Consider the following 16,237-nt stretch of genomic DNA (forward strand, 5'->3'; position numbering starts at 1 on the left):
TAGTGCGCGAGTTCTCAGTTCCACAGTCGTTCTCAATTCCGGAGAACGTTTCAATGGCCGACTCCGTGTTCCGTCATGCCGAAGAAGACCCCACATTCGTGCCGTTCAAGAGGCCGTCGAACGGTGGATGGGTCGACGTCACCGCAGCTGAATTCGCGAAGCAGGTCTCCGCAGTTGCCAAGGGCCTGATCGCTTCAGGTGTCGAGCTCGGCGACCGCGTCGCTATCCTGTCCGCGACTCGCTACGAGTGGGTCGTTCTCGACTACGCCATCTGGACAGCCGGCGGATGCACCGTCGCGATCTACGAGACCTCCTCCCCTGATCAGGCACAGTGGATCCTCGAGGATTCCGCGACGACGCTTCTGGTCGTCGAAACGGCCAAGCACGCGGAGACCCACAAGGAAGTCACCGACGGCGCAGAAGCCCTACGCGAAGTCCTGGTCATCGAGTCGGGTGCGATCGACGAGTTGTCCAGCCGCGGTTCCGCAATCACCGACGAAGAACTGCACACTCGTCGTCACCAGGTCACCGCAGCCTCGCCCGCGACCCTGATATACACCTCCGGAACCACCGGACGCCCCAAGGGTGTCCAGCTGACGCACTCGAACTTCTACGCCGAGTCCAACGCCTGCCGCCTAGCGATGCCGGAGTCGATGGTCCCCGGCAAGAAGACACTGATGTTCCTGCCGCTCGCCCACGTGTTCGCGCGAGCGATCTCGTTCGGCGCTTTCGACGCCAAGGTCACCGTCGCCCACACGTCGGATCTGACGACGCTCCTCGAGCAGTTCGCCGGCTTCAAGCCCAACTTCATCCTGTCGGTGCCCCGCGTGTTCGAGAAGGTCTACAACTCGGCTCGCCAGAAAGCCGTCGACGGCGGCAAGGGCAGCATCTTCGACAAGGCTGCGGCCACGGCCATCGAGTACAGCGAATCCCTCGAAAAGGGTGGCCCCGGACTGGCACTCAAGCTCAAGCACGCGGTATTCGACAAGCTCGTCTACTCGAAGCTACGCGCAGCACTGGGCGGCGAGTGCGAGCGTGCGGTCTCCGGCGGCGCAGCTCTCGGTGCGCGCCTCGGCCACTACTTCCGCGGCGTCGGCATCCCGATCTACGAGGGCTACGGACTCACCGAGACCAGCGCCGCAATCACCGTCAACACCTCGAGCGCGCAGCGCGTCGGCACCGTTGGCAAGCCGATCAACGGCCACGCCGCCCGGATCGCCGAAGACGGCGAACTCCTCCTGCAGGGCCCGGTCGTGTTCGCCGGTTACTGGCACAACGAGAAGGCCACTGCCGAATCCATCGTCGACGGCTGGTTCCACACCGGCGACCTCGGATCGATCGACAACGAGGGTTACGTCTCGATCACCGGCCGCAAGAAGGAAATCATCGTCACCGCCGGCGGTAAGAACGTCGCACCGGCAGGCCTCGAGGATTCCCTGCGTGCGCACGCTCTGATCAGCCAGTGCCTCGTGGTCGGTGACGGCCAGCCGTTCATCGGTGCACTGATCACCCTCGATCCGGAAACACTGCCCGGTTGGGTCGAGCGCAACGGCCTGCCCGCGAACACCGCGATTGCCGATCTGGTGAAGAACGCCGATCTGATCGCCGAGATCGACTCAGCCGTTGCCGACGCCAACAAGAAGGTCTCCAACCCCGAGCAGATCAAGAAGTACACGATCCTCGAGGTCGACTTCACCCAGGAGACCGGCGAATTGACGCCGACGCTCAAGCTCAAGCGCAACATCATTCACGAAGCTCACAAGACCAAGATCAGCGACTTGTACGCCTGATTCTCGTCTTTCACGCGTCTGGCCCGGTTCGAATGCGAACCGGGCCAGACGCATTTCAGTCTCCGGCGGAAAGAAGTTCTCTTTCGATCTCCGGAGGCAATCCGTGCACCGCACGATCCTCCCGCTGGGCCGGCAGGGTTTCCTGTTGCATCCACGCCCAGGTGTCTCGCACGGTGTCTTCGACCGGGCGGCATCGCAGTCCCGCCTGCCCTGCCTGTCCCGCTCGCGCTGCCTTGGCAGTGTCGGCTTCGAGGAAGCCTGCGAACTTGCCCTCTTGCGGCACCCAACACGGGAGTTGTGTCCACGGCTGCGCTCCAGCCGCCGCCAGCCTGTCCTCGTCGATCCACACCAATTCCGCGCCCGAACCGGTGGCGTCCACGCACGCCTGAAGGAGCCCGGAGGTTGTGGTGTGCCCGGACGGGCTGATGACGTCATATGCCCCGCCGATCCCTGCGGCCAGTCCGGACAGGACAAAGGATGCGATGTCACGGACATCGACGTATTGAAGTGGCCTGGTCGGCACCCCGGGAGCAACGACGCGGCCTCCTGCGCCGATGCGCCGCAGCCACCACGGCAATCGCCCGATGTCCTCGTGTGGTCCGAGGATCAGCCCTGCCCTCGCGAGCAGTGCATTCGGGAAGAATTCCAGGACAGCGAGTTCGGCGCCGCGTTTGGCGGACGCGTAATCGCTGCCGTCGTCGGACGTCGCGGAAGCGGCAACAACAGGTGAGCTCTCGTCGACGTGCAAGCCCCACTGGTAGACGGATCCGCTGGAAATGTATGCGTACCGTTCGACGTGACCGCGCAAGACGCGTGCATTCTCACCGACCACCCGGGGGCTACCCGACCACGTGTCGACGACGAAGTCCCATCGACGGTCACCGAGCGCCTCGGCCATCGCTCGCTGATCGGTGCGATCAGCGAACAGGACCTCCGCCGTAGACGGCGGCGCTCCGGTGAGCCCCCGATGGAGCACTGTCACTTCCCAGCCCCGTGCCAGAGCGTCGTCGACGAGGGCGCGGCCGAGGAACCGTGTTCCTCCGAGCATCAACAGCTTCATGACGGCCATCGTCACTCGAAAAGCGTCGTGCGGCAACACGTTCGTCTGGTAGCGCAATTTACGATGAGTACGACAGACGAATCGCTCAGATACCTCGTCCGGGATTGAGAATGTTCTTCGGATCGAATGCGGCCTTCACTGCGAGCATCATCTCGCGTTCGGTCTGACCGACCATGTCTGCCATGTACGGCGCTTTGAGCACGCCGATACCGTGTTCACCGCTGATCGTTCCGCCCAACGCCAGCGCCCCGGCGACGATGTCGTCGAACGCTCCGCGGGCACGATCCTGCGCCCCGGCTTCGGCGGCGTCGAACACGATGGTCGGGTGGAGATTTCCGTCGGCGGCGTGACCGAAGGTTCCGATCGTGACACCGTGACGCTCGGCCGCCTCTCGGATGCACCCCAGCATGGACGGTAACGCAGGCACGGGCACCGCGACATCGTCGAGTAGCACCGTGCCCATCGCCTCGAGAGCGGGTAATGCCATCCGGCGAGCCGCGGTGAACTCGTCACCTTCCACCGGATCATCGGTGTGGAAAACCTCTCTCGCCCCGACGCTTTCGCACGCTGCGGCACAGTCCGCAGCTTCGGCGGCAGCTGACCTACCGTCGCACTGGATGAGCAGCATCGCCCCGGCCGACTCGTCCAGCCCCATCTTCGTCAGGCGGTTGACCGCGCCGATGGTGACGTCGTCCATCAACTCCATCTGACACGGTTCGGCCACTGCCGACACCGCGAGGACCGCATCGATCGCGGACTCCGCGGAATCGAAAAATGCAACGACGGTGGTCGCTGCAGTGGGCGCCGTTCGCAATCGCATCGTGGCTTCGACGATGACGGCCAAAGTGCCCTCAGACCCCACGAGCAGATGTGTCAGGTCCAACCCCGCGACATTTTTGCGCGTCCGCGCACCGGTACGGATCAGACGCCCATCCGCCAGTACCGCCGTCAGGGCCGCGACGTGATCGCCGGTGACACCGTACTTTGCGCAACAGATGCCGCCCGCATTTGTCGCCAGGTTGCCGCCGATACTCGAGATCGCCCGGCTTCCCGGATCAGGAACGTACCAAAGGCCCTGCTGTGCAGCAGCTTCGGCCAGGTCATTATTGATCACTCCGGGCTCCACCGTGGCGGTGCGCGCGGCAGGATCGATCTCGAGAATGCGATCCATGCCCGCGACGCTCAGCACGATGCATCCGTCGAGCGCGTTGGCGGCGCCGGCCAACCCGGTTCCCGCCCCTCGCGTCACCACCGGAACGGAGAGTTCGTGGGCCACCGTCATGACGGCGACGACGTCGTCGACCGTCTGCGCTTTGACCAGTGCAGCAGGCTTTCCGGCCGCAGTGAGCAGTGATTGATCCCGGACGTACGCGCCCATTCGGTCGGGGTCGGTTGTGGCTCTGTCCCCCAGCGCTTTCTGCAAGCGTTCGCCCAACAGATCGATACTCGTGGTCATTCCGTTCGTCCTTCGTAGAATCCGCGCACGTGGCGCTCGACCAAATGGGCAGCCTCGTCGGAGGCGCCGCGCTCGATCGCGTCGGCGATACCCTCGTGTTCTTTCAGGAGTGCACCGAGTGTGGCTTCCGAGTTCTCGCGCGCGTCGAGTTCGCTCAGCAAGTAGCCGGCGATGCTGTCCCGAAGAACCGTCATGACCAACCCGAACGCCTTGTTCCCGCCCGCTCCGGCGAGTGCAACGTGAAAGTCGACGTCCGCGTCGTGGAAGGCGACCGAGTCGTCGGCAAGCGTCGCGACGCGCATCCGCTCGATCGCGTCCCTGGCCTCGCCTGGAACCGCACCGACTGTGCGCAGTGCGGCGGCTTCGAGCAGCACTCGTAATTCGACAAGATCGCCCAGCGGAACTGCACCCACCTGCAACGCCGTACTGAGGGCGGTGGCTGCGGAATCGGCCGTATGCTCGTGCGTCACCCGAGGTCTGGCAGTCGACGTAGTGTCCGCGCCAGTCAGCAATCCCTGCGCTTGCAGGACGCGAAGTGCCTCACGGACCGTCGATCGACCCACCGAGAACGTCTGTGCGAGTTCCTGTTCGGTCGGCAATGCCTCACCGACGGGAAGCGAGCCGTCGAGAATGGCAGCGCGGATTCTTCCCGACACGGCAAGGCTGAGCGGCATGCGCGACAACGGAGTCGTATCCATGCCGCGACGCTACCACCCCTTGCCTGCTTGTCTGACAAACTGTTTAATTGAGAAGATTCGTGACCCGGACCACAACAGAGAAGGTGCCGACCATGACCGACAAGCTCGAATTGGACCCCGCAACCACCGCCGTCGTGCTCATCGAGTACCAGAACGACTTCACCACCGAAGGCGGCGTCCTCCACGAGGCCGTCGCACCTGTCATGGAATCGAACGGACTCCTCGCGAACACCGCCGCGCTGGTCGATGCGGCCCGCGCGGCGGGTGTCACCGTGATGCACGCTCCGATCACCTTCGCCGAGGGGTACAACGAAATAACCTCGCATCCGTACGGAATCCTCAAGGGCGTCGTCGACGGCAAGGCTTTCGTGAAGGGCTCGTGGGGCGCCGCGATCGTCGACGACCTCACCCCGAAGGACGGCGACATCGTCATCGAGGGCAAGCGTGGACTCGACACATTTGCCAGTACCAACCTCGATTTCATTCTGCGCAGCAAAGGAATTCGAACGATCATTCTCGGCGGTTTCCTGACCAACTGCTGCGTCGAATCGACCATGCGCACCGGATACGAGAACGGCTACCGGGTCATCACTCTCACCGATTGTGTGGCCGGAACTTCGGTGGCCGAACACGAGAACGCGATCACCTTCGACTACCCGATGTTCTCGCATCCCGTCACGTCGAAAGAGGTCCTTGACGCACTCTCCTGAGAGGCCTATCTGGAATGCGCGAGAAGGAATTCACGGCTGACGTTGGTGACACTGGCGTGAACCTTCTCGTGCAGCAGGTCGTGACCGGCGTCCTCGAACTCGCGCATCTCGACGTTGCGCAGCGTCCGGGCCCAGTCTCGGACCGGATCGACCGGCGCGATCCGGTCGTCAGTGCCGTGGACGACCAACACCGGAATCCCGGCTTCGGAGAGTTCCCCCCAACCGTGTTGCTCGACCGCGCTGCGCGGAATGCCGCACAGCACCGCGGAGGCAAAATCGTGATCGCGATGAGCCAACATCGTCAGCGCCGTCACCGCACCCAAGGAATGGCCCATCACCGCCTGCGGGACTTCGGGCAGTTCCGCCAGAGCGATGTCAGCCAGCGCTGCTGCATCGGCAGCAAGATCGGACAGCGGAGCGCCTACCCCCGGATCCCCCTCCGACAAGCCGTGCCCCGTGTGATCGATCGCCCACACGTCTATCCCCGACGCCGTCATAGCGCCCGCGAAGCGGTGGTACTGACCGCTGTGCTGACCGAGACCGTGCAGAAAGACCAATGACACCGTGGGCACCACACCCCCTGCCGCCGGCCAATGCCGAAAGTGCACCTGACCGGTTCGTCCGTCGAAGAAAGGCATGATCGTCATTCTGCACTCCGCCACCGGTATCCGCGGCGCGTGGGTGATTACTGGTGGGTTGCCTTGTCGGTGAGCGATGGCACAATCGCCCTGTGTTCCTACTCGATGATCAGATCGTCTACAGCGCCAGCGACCTCTCGGCTGCGGCCTCGTGCGAGTTCGCACTGCTGCGGCAACTCGACGCCCGTACCGGTCTGATCGCGGCCGAGGCCGCCGAGGCGGATCCGATGCTCGAGCGAACGTCGAGCCTCGGCGACTCGCACGAGCGCGAACAGCTTCAGAAGTTCATCGATCAACACGGTGACGGCGTCGTCGTCATGCCGCGGCCGGAACACTCACGCGCGGGGTTGACCGCCGCCACCCTGGCCACCGTCGAGGCCGCCCGATCCGGTGCGCCCGTCATCTATCAGGGAACCTTCTTCGACGGCCGATTCCTCGGTTTCTGCGATTTCCTCGTCCGTGAGGGCGACACGTACGCCGTCTACGACAGCAAACTCTCCCGGCATGCCAAGGTGTCGGCGCTCCTCCAACTCGCCGCGTACGCAGACGCGTTGGAGCGCAATGCAATCGCCGCCTCCGATCAGGTTCATCTACTGCTCGGAGACGGCAGCACGTCGTCACACGACATCGGAGACATCGCACCGGTGTTCGCGGCGCGCAGAGCAGAACTCGAACGAGTCCTCGACGAGCACCGCGCCGAGGGAAAACCAACCCAGTGGCTCGACGATCGGTACCTGCGTTGCGGCCGCTGCGACACCTGCAGCGTCGAGGTCGAAAGCCATCGGGACCTCCTGCTGGTTGCGGGTGTCCGCGGCAATCAGCGCGAACAACTGATCGTCTCGGGGATCACGACAATCGACGAACTTGCCTCGAGCACTGGCGCAGTTGAGGGAATTCGCCGGGAAACCCTCGACAAACTCCGTGCGCAGGCAGCCGTTCAACTACGCCAGGATCAATCCGGCGACGCCGAATTCGAGGTCTACGAGCCCTCGGCGCTCGGCGGTCTACCCGTCCCCGACGACGGCGACATCTTCTTCGACTTCGAGGGCGATCCACTCTGGGCCGAGGACGGATCCACCGACTGGGGATTGGAGTACCTGTTCGGCGTGGTCGAAGGGCCGGCGGACAACTATGTGTTCAAGCCGTTCTGGGCACACGACCGCGAGGGTGAGCGCCAAGCGCTCCTCGACTTCCTCGACTACGTCACCGCGCGCCGTGAAGCCCACCCCGGCATGCACATCTACCACTACGCCGCGTACGAGAAATCGGCGCTGTTGCGCTTGGCCGCACGTCACGGTGTCGGTGAGCAGACAGTGGACACGCTGCTCAGCGAGAACGTGCTCGTCGACCTGTATCCGATCGTCCGCGCGTGCCTACGGATCGGACAACGCTCGTACAGCATCAAGAAACTCGAGCCGCTCTACATGGGTGAGCACGGCCGCGACGGTGACGTGACCAACGCCGCCGCCTCGGTCGTCGCTTATGCCGACTACTGCGAATTGCGCGACGGCGGACAAGCCGACCAGGCCAGGGATCTTCTTCAGGGCATCTCCGACTACAACGAGTACGACTGCGAATCCACTCTCCGCCTGCGTGATTGGCTCGCCGAGCGCGCCGCAGAACATGGTGTCGAACTTCGTGAGCCGACCGGACAGATCAAGATTCCACTCGAAGAACTCACCGAATCGGAAATCGCACTCCGCGACTTCGCCGGCCACAAGGCCGGTTCGACACGCACCCCCGATCAGCAGGCTGCTGCTCTATTGGCCGCAGCAGTCGGTTACCACAATCGCGAGCGGAAGCCGTACTGGTGGGCCCACTTCGACCGATTGGTCACACCGATCGAAGACCTCGTGGACATCCGCGACGTCATGGTGGTCGAGCAGTCCGAAATCGAAGCGGACTGGCACAAGAGCACCCCGCGGCAGAAGAAGTTTCGTCGCCACATCCAATTGACCGGAAGTTTCGGCACCGGAACGTCTTTGAGCCCGGGCAGTGATCTTTTCGCGCTCTACGCAACCCCCTCCCCGGATGCAGTTGCTAGCGAGAACCCCACCCAGCGCGGCACTAGCAGCGTCAAGGTCACCGCCGTCGTCAAGTCCGAAGGGCTCGACGTGGTCACCGTGGAAGAACTGCTCAGCGGTGACGAATACATCGATTCCCCGGTCGCGTTGGCACCTGGTCGTCCGATTCCCACCGGACGTATGGAGAAGTCCATCGCCGCTGCCGCGTCCGGCGCCAGTGAGAGCCTGCCCGAACTGCCACACATCGCGGCAGTCGACATTCTCAGGCGCAGCACCCCGAGAACGCTCTCGGGTTCACCGCTGCCACCTGTCGGCGCCGACAACAACTACGCCGACGCCATCACCGCCGCACTTCTCGACCTCGACGATTCCTACGTGGCGGTGCAAGGTCCTCCCGGTACGGGCAAAACCTACACGGGCGCTCGCGTCGTCAAGACACTGATCGAACAACACCATTGGCGAATCGGCGTGGTGGCACAATCACATTCGGTGGTCGAGAACATGCTCGGCGGCATTCTGAAGGCCGGCGTGGACCCCGCACTGGTCGCAAAGAAGGGTAGCCGCAGCAAGACCGCGGAATGGCAGGACATCGCGTCCGAGGAATACGCCGGTTTCATCGGCGAAGCGGAAGGCGTCGGCTGCGTCATCGGCGGCACTGCATGGGACTTCGCGAACACCGATCGTGTTCCCGCCGGCAGTTTGGACTTGCTCGTGGTCGACGAGGCAGGTCAATTCGCGCTGGCCAACACGATTGCCGTCGCGATCTCCGCGCGAAACCTGTTGCTACTGGGCGATCCACAGCAACTGCCGCAGGTCAGCCAAGGCACGCACCCCGAACCTGTCGACGAATCGGCACTCGGTTGGCTCGCCGAGGGACACGGTGCACTGCCACCCGAACTCGGCTACTTCCTCGAGAAAACGTGGCGAATGCACCCCGATCTGTGCGCCCCCGTGTCTGCACTGTCGTACGAGAGCAAACTCCACTCCCAGGAAACCGTCAGTGCAGCAAGGAAACTCGACGGACTCGCCGCCGGAGTGCACACGGTGTACGTCGATCACCGCGGCAATTCCACGTACTCGCCGGAAGAGTCGCAGGAGATCGTTCGCCAGATCCAGGAACTTCTCGGTACACCGTGGACCGACCCCAGCGAGTTCGAGGGAACCAGGCCGCTGGAGCAGTCGGACATTCTCGTGGTCGCGGCGTACAACGCCCAGGTGGGCACCGTCGAGCGCGATCTCACCGAGGCCGGTCTCACGGAGGTTGAGGTCGGCACCGTCGACAAGTTCCAAGGACGCGAGGCCGCGGTGGCAATCGTGTCGATGGCTGCCTCCGCCGTCGAGGACGTCCCGCGAGGAATGTCGTTCCTGCTGTCGCGGAACCGCCTCAACGTTGCTGTCTCACGCGGCAAGTGGTGCGCGATCATCGTCCGATCGCACGCATTGACGCAGTACATGCCGAGCACGCCCGCGGGATTGGTGGAACTGGGCGCGTTCATGAGGCTGACGAGCTAGCCGAAGCCTGCCTTACCCGAAGCCTGCCCTACCCGAAACACTGTCCTTCACCGCGGTAGGTGGGAACCGAGGTTCGGGTGCCGTCGGCTTCGACCACGTACACGCGGTCGAAACGCTCGCACAACTCGCCGGCCTTGGCGTGCCGGAACCACACGCGGTCGCCGATCGCGATGTTTCCGGCTTCCTTTCCCGTGACCGGGGTCTGAACTTCGCCTGCCCCTTCGTTGCGGAGCAGTTTGAGACCGGCAGGCCAAATCGGCGACGGAACGCGGGTGGCTCCCGCAGGTCCCGACGCGATGTATCCGCCGCCGAACAGGGTCGTGACGGACGGAGTCGGCTTGCGCACTGCCGACAGAGCGAAGAACAGCGCAGGATCGGGTCGGAAGGCGCGGTAGCGGTCGAACAGGGTCGGTACATACAACCCGGAGCCTGCTGTTACCTCGGTCACCACAGGATCGGCCGAGCTGACCTCCAGCGACCCCGTGCCGCCGCTGTTGACGATCTCGAGTGCACCAACGGCATCGGTGACGGCCGCGACCACAGCGCCCCTTCTGGACGCCAATTCGCGCGCAGAGGCTTTCTTGACCCAACCGATCGGAGCACTGGTGTCAGGAAGCCCGGCAATCTGAGCTTCGTAGAACATCACTCCTACAACGGAGAATCCGCGTTGGCGCGCACGCGCCGCGAGTGCGGCGACCGCGGCAGGTTCGCGCAGCGGTGAGCGTCGTACGCCCAGATGGATCGGGCCGATCCGCAGTGACGCGTCGACGTCGAGACACACCCGGACAGGCGCATCCCCCGTCGACGCCGAACGAATGAGATCCAACTGTGCATCGTCGTCGATCATCAAGGTGATCGATTCGAGAGCGGTGTCGTCGGAAGTGAGATCCGCGATGGCACCGCGATCGGCGGTCGGGTATCCCATCAGGATGTCCCGTGCGCCCAACCCGACCAGCCACAAAGCCTCGCGCAATGAGTACGCCATGATTCCGCGGAATCCGCCGGACGCGGTCAGTGTGTCGCCGAGAGTTTCAGCCAGAACCGTCCGACAACGAACCGATTTGCTCGCCACTCGCACCGGCGTTCCACCGGCGCGGCGCACCAGGTCGGCTGCATTACTGCGCAGTGTGGTCAGATCCAGAGCGGCCAGAGGCGGGTCGAGTTCTCGCGTGGCAGCAGTGAGTCGATCGAGGGTCCGGGTCACAGATGATCCAATCGTCGCGGCGTGCGACCAGTCAATCACCAATATTGGACGTATGTCCAGGATGGCACTTCTACTGGGGCGCGATCACTGCTTTGTTGGCAATTACCTGAACCATTTCTCCGAACTCCGCAATAGTCGCGTCGGAGTCACGATCGACCAGCCAACGCAGGACGAGGCCGTCGATAAGTGCAAGGCTCAGGCGCGCAATCGAACTCAACGGCTCGGTCCACACGGTGCCGGAAATCTTGGCGCACTCCTCGAGAAACGAAACCGCAAGCTCGTCCATGATTCGGTACTGCTCGAAAGCAACAGCCCCAGCGCGTTCGGCACCGAGATTACGACTGCGGAGAGCCTGCGCGGTGATTTCGTAGGTCAACAACTGCCTGTCCGGCGTTGCCTCGATGGTGGGCCACATTCCCGTCAACCCGATATGCAGCAATTCCTTGAGCCCCTGCACGCCACTGAGATCCGGTGCGTGTCGGACCTGCGCAAATGCGTACTGCATCGACGCACTGAGCTGCAGAATGAGCGTCTCACCCATTGCCGCGATCAGCGCTTCCTTGCTCTCGAAGCAGTAATGAACGACGCCGAGCGATACGCCGGCCTCCTCTGCCACCGCCCTTACCGTCACAGAACTGACACCGCGCTGTTCCGCAATGGACAAAGCGGACTCGACCAATTGTGTGCGGCGTTCGTCCGCCGGGAGCCTGTTCAGCATCCAATGATCGTAGAACGCAAATGACAAAATCTTCGCGCAATACTTGCCTGGACGACCGTCCAAGTACATTATTGCGTAATGGCTTCGGACACTTGGCAGAACTGGGCGGGCACTCAAAGCGCCGCGCCGCGTCGCTTTGCGACGCCGACAAATACCCGTGAACTTTCGTCGTTGGTCGCCGAGGCTGCGGCGCGTGGCCAACGTGTGAAGGCCGTCGGCGCAGGCCATTCGTTCACCGGTGTCGCGGTCACCGACGGAATCCTCGTCAGCCTGGACAACCTGAGCGGAATCGATTCGATCACGCCGACCGACGACGGCGCGCTGGTCACTGTTTTTGCAGGCACTCGCCTTCACGCCCTCAACGACGCCCTGTGGCAACGCGGATATGCGATGGCCAATCTCGGCGACATCGACGTCCAGTCACTGGCCGGCGCGACATCCACCGGCACGCACGGAACCGGCGCCCGATTCGGCGGTATCGCCACACAGATTCGCGGAATCGAGATCGTTCTCGCCGACGGATCCGTGGTTACCGCAAGTGCCGACGAAAATGTCGAATTGTTCGAAGCGGGGCGCCTCGGATTGGGTGCAATCGGCATCATTTCGAAGATCACTCTCGCCTGCGTACCGCGATTCACGCTCCGCGCAATCGAGGAACCCGACACGCTGTCTCACATACTGGACACCCTCGAGAGCGATCGTCTGGGCCTGGATCACTTCGAGTTCTATTGGTTTCCGCATACCGACCGTGTGCTCACGAAGAGCAACACCCGACTCCCCGGAGACACCGAACCCGATCCGGTGGGCAAGGTCCGCGCGTTCGTCGACGACGAACTCCTCTCGAACACACTCTTCGAAGGCGTCAATCGCGTCGCGACCCTGGCACCGGCCGCGATCCCGAGAATCAACAACGTGTCGTCTCGACTGCTCGGCGCCCGCGAGTTCACCGATCGCAGCTACCGAGTATTCGCGTCCTCGCGCCGGGTGAAGTTCAAGGAGATGGAATACGCGATTCCCCGCGAACACGTCACCGAGACGCTCCACGAAATCGATCGCTGGATGAAGAAGTCCGGAACGAACGTCGCTTTCCCCGTCGAAGTACGTTTTGCTGCCGCCGACGACCTCTGGCTTTCGACCGCTCACGGACGCGACACCGCCTACATCGCGGTCCATCAGTACCACCGCCGACCTGAAACCGAATACTTCGCCGCAGTGGAAGCCATCGCGCGCGCCGTCGACGGCCGGCCGCATTGGGGGAAAATGCACAACCGGACCGTCGACGACCTGCGTCCTACGTACGATCGACTCGACGATTTTGTCGCCGTTCGAGACAAGTACGACGCGAATCGAGTGTTCGACAACGAATACCTACGTCAGGTGCTCGGCGACTGACGGTCAGTGCCGCAGCAGTTAGTGCCGCAGCAGTTAGTGCCTCAGCAGTTCCGCTTTTCGCGCGTCACTGGCGAACGAGGCTTTGATCGAGTTCCGGGCGAGGGTGTCGCGCTCGGCCTCGGTCAGCCCCAAGGCTCGGCCCAGTTCGGTGAAATTGTCGTCGACGTATCCCCCGAAATAGGCCGGGTCGTCGGAGTTGACCGTGACGATCAAACCCATCTCGAGCATCGATCGAAGCGGATGGTCCGACAGCGAATCGAACACTCGCAGACGAACGTTCGACAAGGGGCAGACCGTCAGTGGAATCTCCTCGTCGACCAGACGCTCGATGAGGGCAGGGTCCTCGAGCGCCCGGACGCCGTGGTCGATGCGCTCGGCGCCGAGAATGTCGAGCGCCTGCCAGATGTACTCGGGCGGTCCCTCCTCACCGGCGTGAGCAACCACGTGCAAGCCCTCGGCACGCGCACGGGCGAAGACATCCTCGAACAGTGAGGGCGGGTTGCCGACCTCGGCGGAGTCGAGTCCGAGTCCGACGATCGGCGCCTGCAAGCGAATGATCTCGGAGAAGACCTCTTCGGCGTCCTTGACCGGCTGATCACGGAGAATGGCGGCGATTGCCGCACTGCTGAGCCCGAACTCGCGCTCACTCGATGCCACCGCATCCATGATCCCGTCCAGGACCTCGGTCAGCGGAACACCGCGGACTACGTGCGCCTGCGGATTGAAGAAGAACTCGGCATGCGCCACTCCAGCGGCTGCTGCCCGACGGAAATACGCCCGTGTCAGGTCGGCAAAATCCTCCGCGGTACGCAGGACGGCCATGTTGGCGAAGTAGAGATCGAGGAACGACTGCAGGTCGGTGAACTCGTACCTCGACTTCAGATCGTCGATGTCCTTGTACGGCAAATCCATTCGATTGCGCTCGGCGAGCCGGTAGATCTGTTCGGGTTCCAACGAACCCTCGATGTGCATGTGCAGTTCTGCAACAGGAGTAGCCATTTCGGTTCAGCGCCCCTTCCAGACCGGGGCACGCTTCTCGGCGAACGCCGTTGCACCCTCGCGTGCATCTTCGGATGCGAACACCGGCGCCATGACCTGCAATTGCTTCGCGAAAGCTTCGTCGTCGGACCAGCCGCCGGCCTTGACGATGATCTCCTTGGTGACGGCAACCGCGAGCGGTCCGTTGTGGGTGATTCGATCTGCCAGGTCGAGTGCGCCTTCGAGCGCCTTGCCCGGCTCGGTCAACGTGTTCACGAAACCGTAGCGGTATGCCTCCTCGGCGGTGAAACTGTCACCGGTCAGGGCCAGTTCCAGTGCCTTCTGGTACGGAATCCGCTTGGGCAGGCGCAGCAATCCGCCGCCACCTGCAACCAGTCCTCGCTTGACCTCCGGGATACCGAACTTCGCTTCGGACGACGCCACCACCAGGTCGGTGGCGAGCACGAGTTCCGTGCCGCCTGCCAACGCGAAGCCCTCGACCGCCGAAATGATCGGCTTACGTGGGGGCCCTTCCGTGAATCCGAGGCCGCGTCCCGGCACGAGTACGTTCTCGCCGGCCACGAATGCCTTCAGATCCATACCGGCACAGAAGTTTCCGCCTGCACCTGTCAGCACCGCCAAGGACAGATCGTCGTCCGCATCGAGCTCTTCGACCGCAGCGGCCAACGCGTGACTGACCGCCGAGTTGATGGCGTTGCGCGCCTCGGGTCGGTTGATGGTGATGATCAGTGTCCGCCCGCGCCGCTCGGTGAGAACCTCGTCCGCCATGATGTCCCTCTCGTTTGTCGACCACACTCGCGTGACTACGCGACGTTGCGTTCGACAATACGGACGAAGCCATCGGGGTCGATCTGCGCGGTGTCGTGAGTGCAGAACCACCCCTGGGTGAATCTCGTCGAGGTCGCTTCCGGCGAATTCCAATACCGACGCGTGACACTCGGCCCGCGGCACAGCAACTCGCCGAAACCACCTGGCGCGTCCGGGCCGTACAACGCCACTTCCATTCCGCCGAAGGCGATTCCGACGCTGCCGAGGTGTGTGGGTGCCGACTCGGTCGGCAGAATGAGACCGGCCCCACAGGTTTCGGTTTTACCCCAACCGATCACATGTCGAGCGGCCGGGAACATCGTCAGCAGCTTCGCTTCCTGCTCGGCCGTGATCGGCGATCCGCTGCAGTCGATCCACTGCACCGACCTCGAACCGGCACGCGCCGCCGGTCCGAGCGTGAGCAACCGTGGCTCGAGCAAGTCCTCGGGCCGCCCGGTCACGATGTCGACGGTGTGCACACTCTCGCGCCAGAAGTCGCCGGCGAGGACCACCGTTCCACCGACCACCAGCGTCGCGAGCACGTGCACGAACTGACGCACGGACTTGAAATCATTGTCCACCAGCAGATTCCGCACACCTTCGACGCCGTAGTCGCGCGAGTGCAGAATACCGACGATAGCGGAGAGTACGTTCTCGTTACTCAACTCGACGCCCAGCATCTCGCCCGAAGGATCGGCGGTGTACGCGAGGATCGCCATCTCGTCCGGGGCGGCGCCGTCATCGATGAACGGAACACCGTGTGGGAGTTCCCCATCGAGCACCAGCACCGAGCCACTGTCCGCGATGACGAAGTCCGCTGCGTCGTCACTCAGGTGCACACCGACAGAGACCGGGACACCTCCCGCGAGGATGACGCCGAGGCACGCCTCCATCCACCGCACCCCCGCGGCGACACGAATCGCCACACGATCGCCGATCTCGACGCCTCGCGACTTCAGTCCGCCTGCGACCCGCGACGCCTCGGCCCACAGTTCCGCGAAGGTGACCTGCTCGCCGTCGACCTCCTCGACCGCAATGCGCGAGGAGAACCGATGAACGGCAATATCGAGGAGTTCGGACAGCGACGGGTCCAGTTGGCTGTACCGAAGCACTCCGTCCCCCGCGCGAGTGACGCGGGCGTCGGCGAGGAGCAGATTCGAACACGGGTATTCCACAAGCGTCGACCGCATCGATACCTCCACGTCACTGACGAACCCACCGGTCCTTCG

At 63.4% G+C, this 16,237-nt stretch carries 13 protein-coding genes; 4 read left to right on the forward strand and 9 right to left on the reverse strand.

All coding sequences use genetic code 11. The features are described from left to right. Window positions 1-2: 2 nt before the first annotated feature. Complete coding sequence (locus ACFWEM_RS28775) at window positions 3-1,790, forward strand: AMP-dependent synthetase/ligase (protein WP_378449081.1); 1,788 nt, start codon at window positions 3-5, stop codon at window positions 1,788-1,790. 55 nt (window positions 1,791-1,845) lie between these two features. On the opposite strand, the gene ACFWEM_RS28780 is transcribed toward ACFWEM_RS28775, so the two are convergent. The 3 genes from ACFWEM_RS28780 to ACFWEM_RS28790 form a co-directional block, all read right to left on the reverse strand. Continuing rightward, window positions 1,846-2,850 (reverse strand): NAD-dependent epimerase/dehydratase family protein, encoded by a 1,005-nt coding sequence (locus ACFWEM_RS28780; RefSeq protein WP_378539172.1) that lies wholly within the window; start codon window positions 2,848-2,850, stop codon window positions 1,846-1,848. Window positions 2,851-2,935: 85 nt separating this feature from the next. Further along, window positions 2,936-4,306 (reverse strand): FAD-binding oxidoreductase, encoded by a 1,371-nt coding sequence (locus ACFWEM_RS28785; protein ID WP_378539173.1) that lies wholly within the window; start codon window positions 4,304-4,306, stop codon window positions 2,936-2,938. Further along, a complete protein-coding gene (locus tag ACFWEM_RS28790; RefSeq protein ID WP_378539174.1) occupies window positions 4,303-5,004 on the reverse strand; it encodes a FadR/GntR family transcriptional regulator in 702 nt (233 codons plus the stop codon). The genes ACFWEM_RS28785 and ACFWEM_RS28790 overlap by 4 nt, the downstream gene beginning before the upstream one ends. Before the next feature lie 92 nt (window positions 5,005-5,096). Here ACFWEM_RS28790 and ACFWEM_RS28795 point away from each other — a divergent pair, with 92 nt between their 5' ends. After that, a complete protein-coding gene (locus ACFWEM_RS28795) occupies window positions 5,097-5,714 on the forward strand; it encodes a cysteine hydrolase family protein (protein ID WP_378539175.1) in 618 nt (205 codons plus the stop codon). Between the two features lie 5 nt (window positions 5,715-5,719). On the opposite strand, the gene ACFWEM_RS28800 is transcribed toward ACFWEM_RS28795, so the two are convergent. Then, the gene (locus ACFWEM_RS28800; protein WP_378539176.1) at window positions 5,720-6,361 is read right to left on the reverse strand and encodes an alpha/beta hydrolase; all 642 of its coding nucleotides are present in this window, start codon (window positions 6,359-6,361) and stop codon (window positions 5,720-5,722) included. Window positions 6,362-6,444: 83 nt separating this feature from the next. On the opposite strand from ACFWEM_RS28800, the gene ACFWEM_RS28805 reads away from it, so the two are divergent. After that, on the forward strand, window positions 6,445-9,888 hold the full coding sequence (locus tag ACFWEM_RS28805; protein WP_378539177.1) for a TM0106 family RecB-like putative nuclease: 3,444 nt from the start codon (window positions 6,445-6,447) through the stop codon (window positions 9,886-9,888). A 28-nt stretch (window positions 9,889-9,916) separates the two neighbouring features. Here the strand turns inward: ACFWEM_RS28805 and ACFWEM_RS28810 are convergent, their stop codons facing one another. Beyond that, on the reverse strand, window positions 9,917-11,092 hold the full coding sequence (locus ACFWEM_RS28810) for an amino acid deaminase/aldolase (RefSeq protein WP_378539178.1): 1,176 nt from the start codon (window positions 11,090-11,092) through the stop codon (window positions 9,917-9,919). Window positions 11,093-11,162: 70 nt separating this feature from the next. Continuing rightward, window positions 11,163-11,810: a TetR/AcrR family transcriptional regulator gene (locus ACFWEM_RS28815; RefSeq protein WP_230817438.1), complete on the reverse strand. Its 648-nt coding sequence runs from the start codon at window positions 11,808-11,810 to the stop codon at window positions 11,163-11,165. 78 nt (window positions 11,811-11,888) lie between these two features. On the opposite strand from ACFWEM_RS28815, the gene ACFWEM_RS28820 reads away from it, so the two are divergent. Then, window positions 11,889-13,202 carry a D-arabinono-1,4-lactone oxidase gene (locus ACFWEM_RS28820; protein WP_029255793.1) on the forward strand — a complete coding sequence of 438 codons (1,314 nt, stop codon included), beginning with the start codon at window positions 11,889-11,891 and terminating at the stop codon, window positions 13,200-13,202. Window positions 13,203-13,235: 33 nt separating this feature from the next. Here ACFWEM_RS28820 and ACFWEM_RS28825 read toward each other — a convergent pair whose 3' ends face one another. The 3 genes from ACFWEM_RS28825 to ACFWEM_RS28835 are packed head-to-tail and all read right to left on the reverse strand — an operon-like array spanning window position 13,236 to window position 16,198. Then, a complete protein-coding gene (locus ACFWEM_RS28825; protein WP_378539179.1) occupies window positions 13,236-14,201 on the reverse strand; it encodes an adenosine deaminase in 966 nt (321 codons plus the stop codon). Between the two features lie 6 nt (window positions 14,202-14,207). Beyond that, entirely contained in the window at window positions 14,208-14,969 is a 762-nt protein-coding gene (locus ACFWEM_RS28830; protein ID WP_378539180.1) for a crotonase/enoyl-CoA hydratase family protein, read from the reverse strand. A gap of 35 nt (window positions 14,970-15,004) precedes the next feature. After that, entirely contained in the window at window positions 15,005-16,198 is a 1,194-nt protein-coding gene (locus ACFWEM_RS28835) for a class I adenylate-forming enzyme family protein (RefSeq protein ID WP_378539181.1), read from the reverse strand. Between the last annotated feature and the right edge of the window lie 39 nt (window positions 16,199-16,237).

It is taken from the genome of Rhodococcus sp. NPDC060176 (genome assembly GCF_042728675.1).
GTDB lineage: Bacteria > Actinomycetota > Actinomycetes > Mycobacteriales > Mycobacteriaceae > Rhodococcus_F.

What these genes read in the sequence shown, in the direction of transcription:
- ACFWEM_RS28815 (WP_230817438.1), bottom strand. Translation starts at nt 11,810, where the DNA reads ATGCTGAACAGGCTCCCGGCGGACGAACGCCGCACACAATTGGTCGAG.
- ACFWEM_RS28800 (WP_378539176.1), bottom strand. Translation starts at nt 6,361, where the DNA reads ATGACGATCATGCCTTTCTTCGACGGACGAACCGGTCAGGTGCACTTT.
- ACFWEM_RS28780 (WP_378539172.1), bottom strand. Translation starts at nt 2,850, where the DNA reads ATGAAGCTGTTGATGCTCGGAGGAACACGGTTCCTCGGCCGCGCCCTC.
- ACFWEM_RS28835 (WP_378539181.1), bottom strand. Translation starts at nt 16,198, where the DNA reads ATGCGGTCGACGCTTGTGGAATACCCGTGTTCGAATCTGCTCCTCGCC.
- ACFWEM_RS28825 (WP_378539179.1), bottom strand. Translation starts at nt 14,201, where the DNA reads ATGGCTACTCCTGTTGCAGAACTGCACATGCACATCGAGGGTTCGTTG.
- ACFWEM_RS28785 (WP_378539173.1), bottom strand. Translation starts at nt 4,306, where the DNA reads ATGACCACGAGTATCGATCTGTTGGGCGAACGCTTGCAGAAAGCGCTG.
- ACFWEM_RS28820 (WP_029255793.1), top strand. Translation starts at nt 11,889, where the DNA reads ATGGCTTCGGACACTTGGCAGAACTGGGCGGGCACTCAAAGCGCCGCG.
- ACFWEM_RS28795 (WP_378539175.1), top strand. Translation starts at nt 5,097, where the DNA reads ATGACCGACAAGCTCGAATTGGACCCCGCAACCACCGCCGTCGTGCTC.
- ACFWEM_RS28790 (WP_378539174.1), bottom strand. Translation starts at nt 5,004, where the DNA reads ATGGATACGACTCCGTTGTCGCGCATGCCGCTCAGCCTTGCCGTGTCG.
- ACFWEM_RS28830 (WP_378539180.1), bottom strand. Translation starts at nt 14,969, where the DNA reads ATGGCGGACGAGGTTCTCACCGAGCGGCGCGGGCGGACACTGATCATC.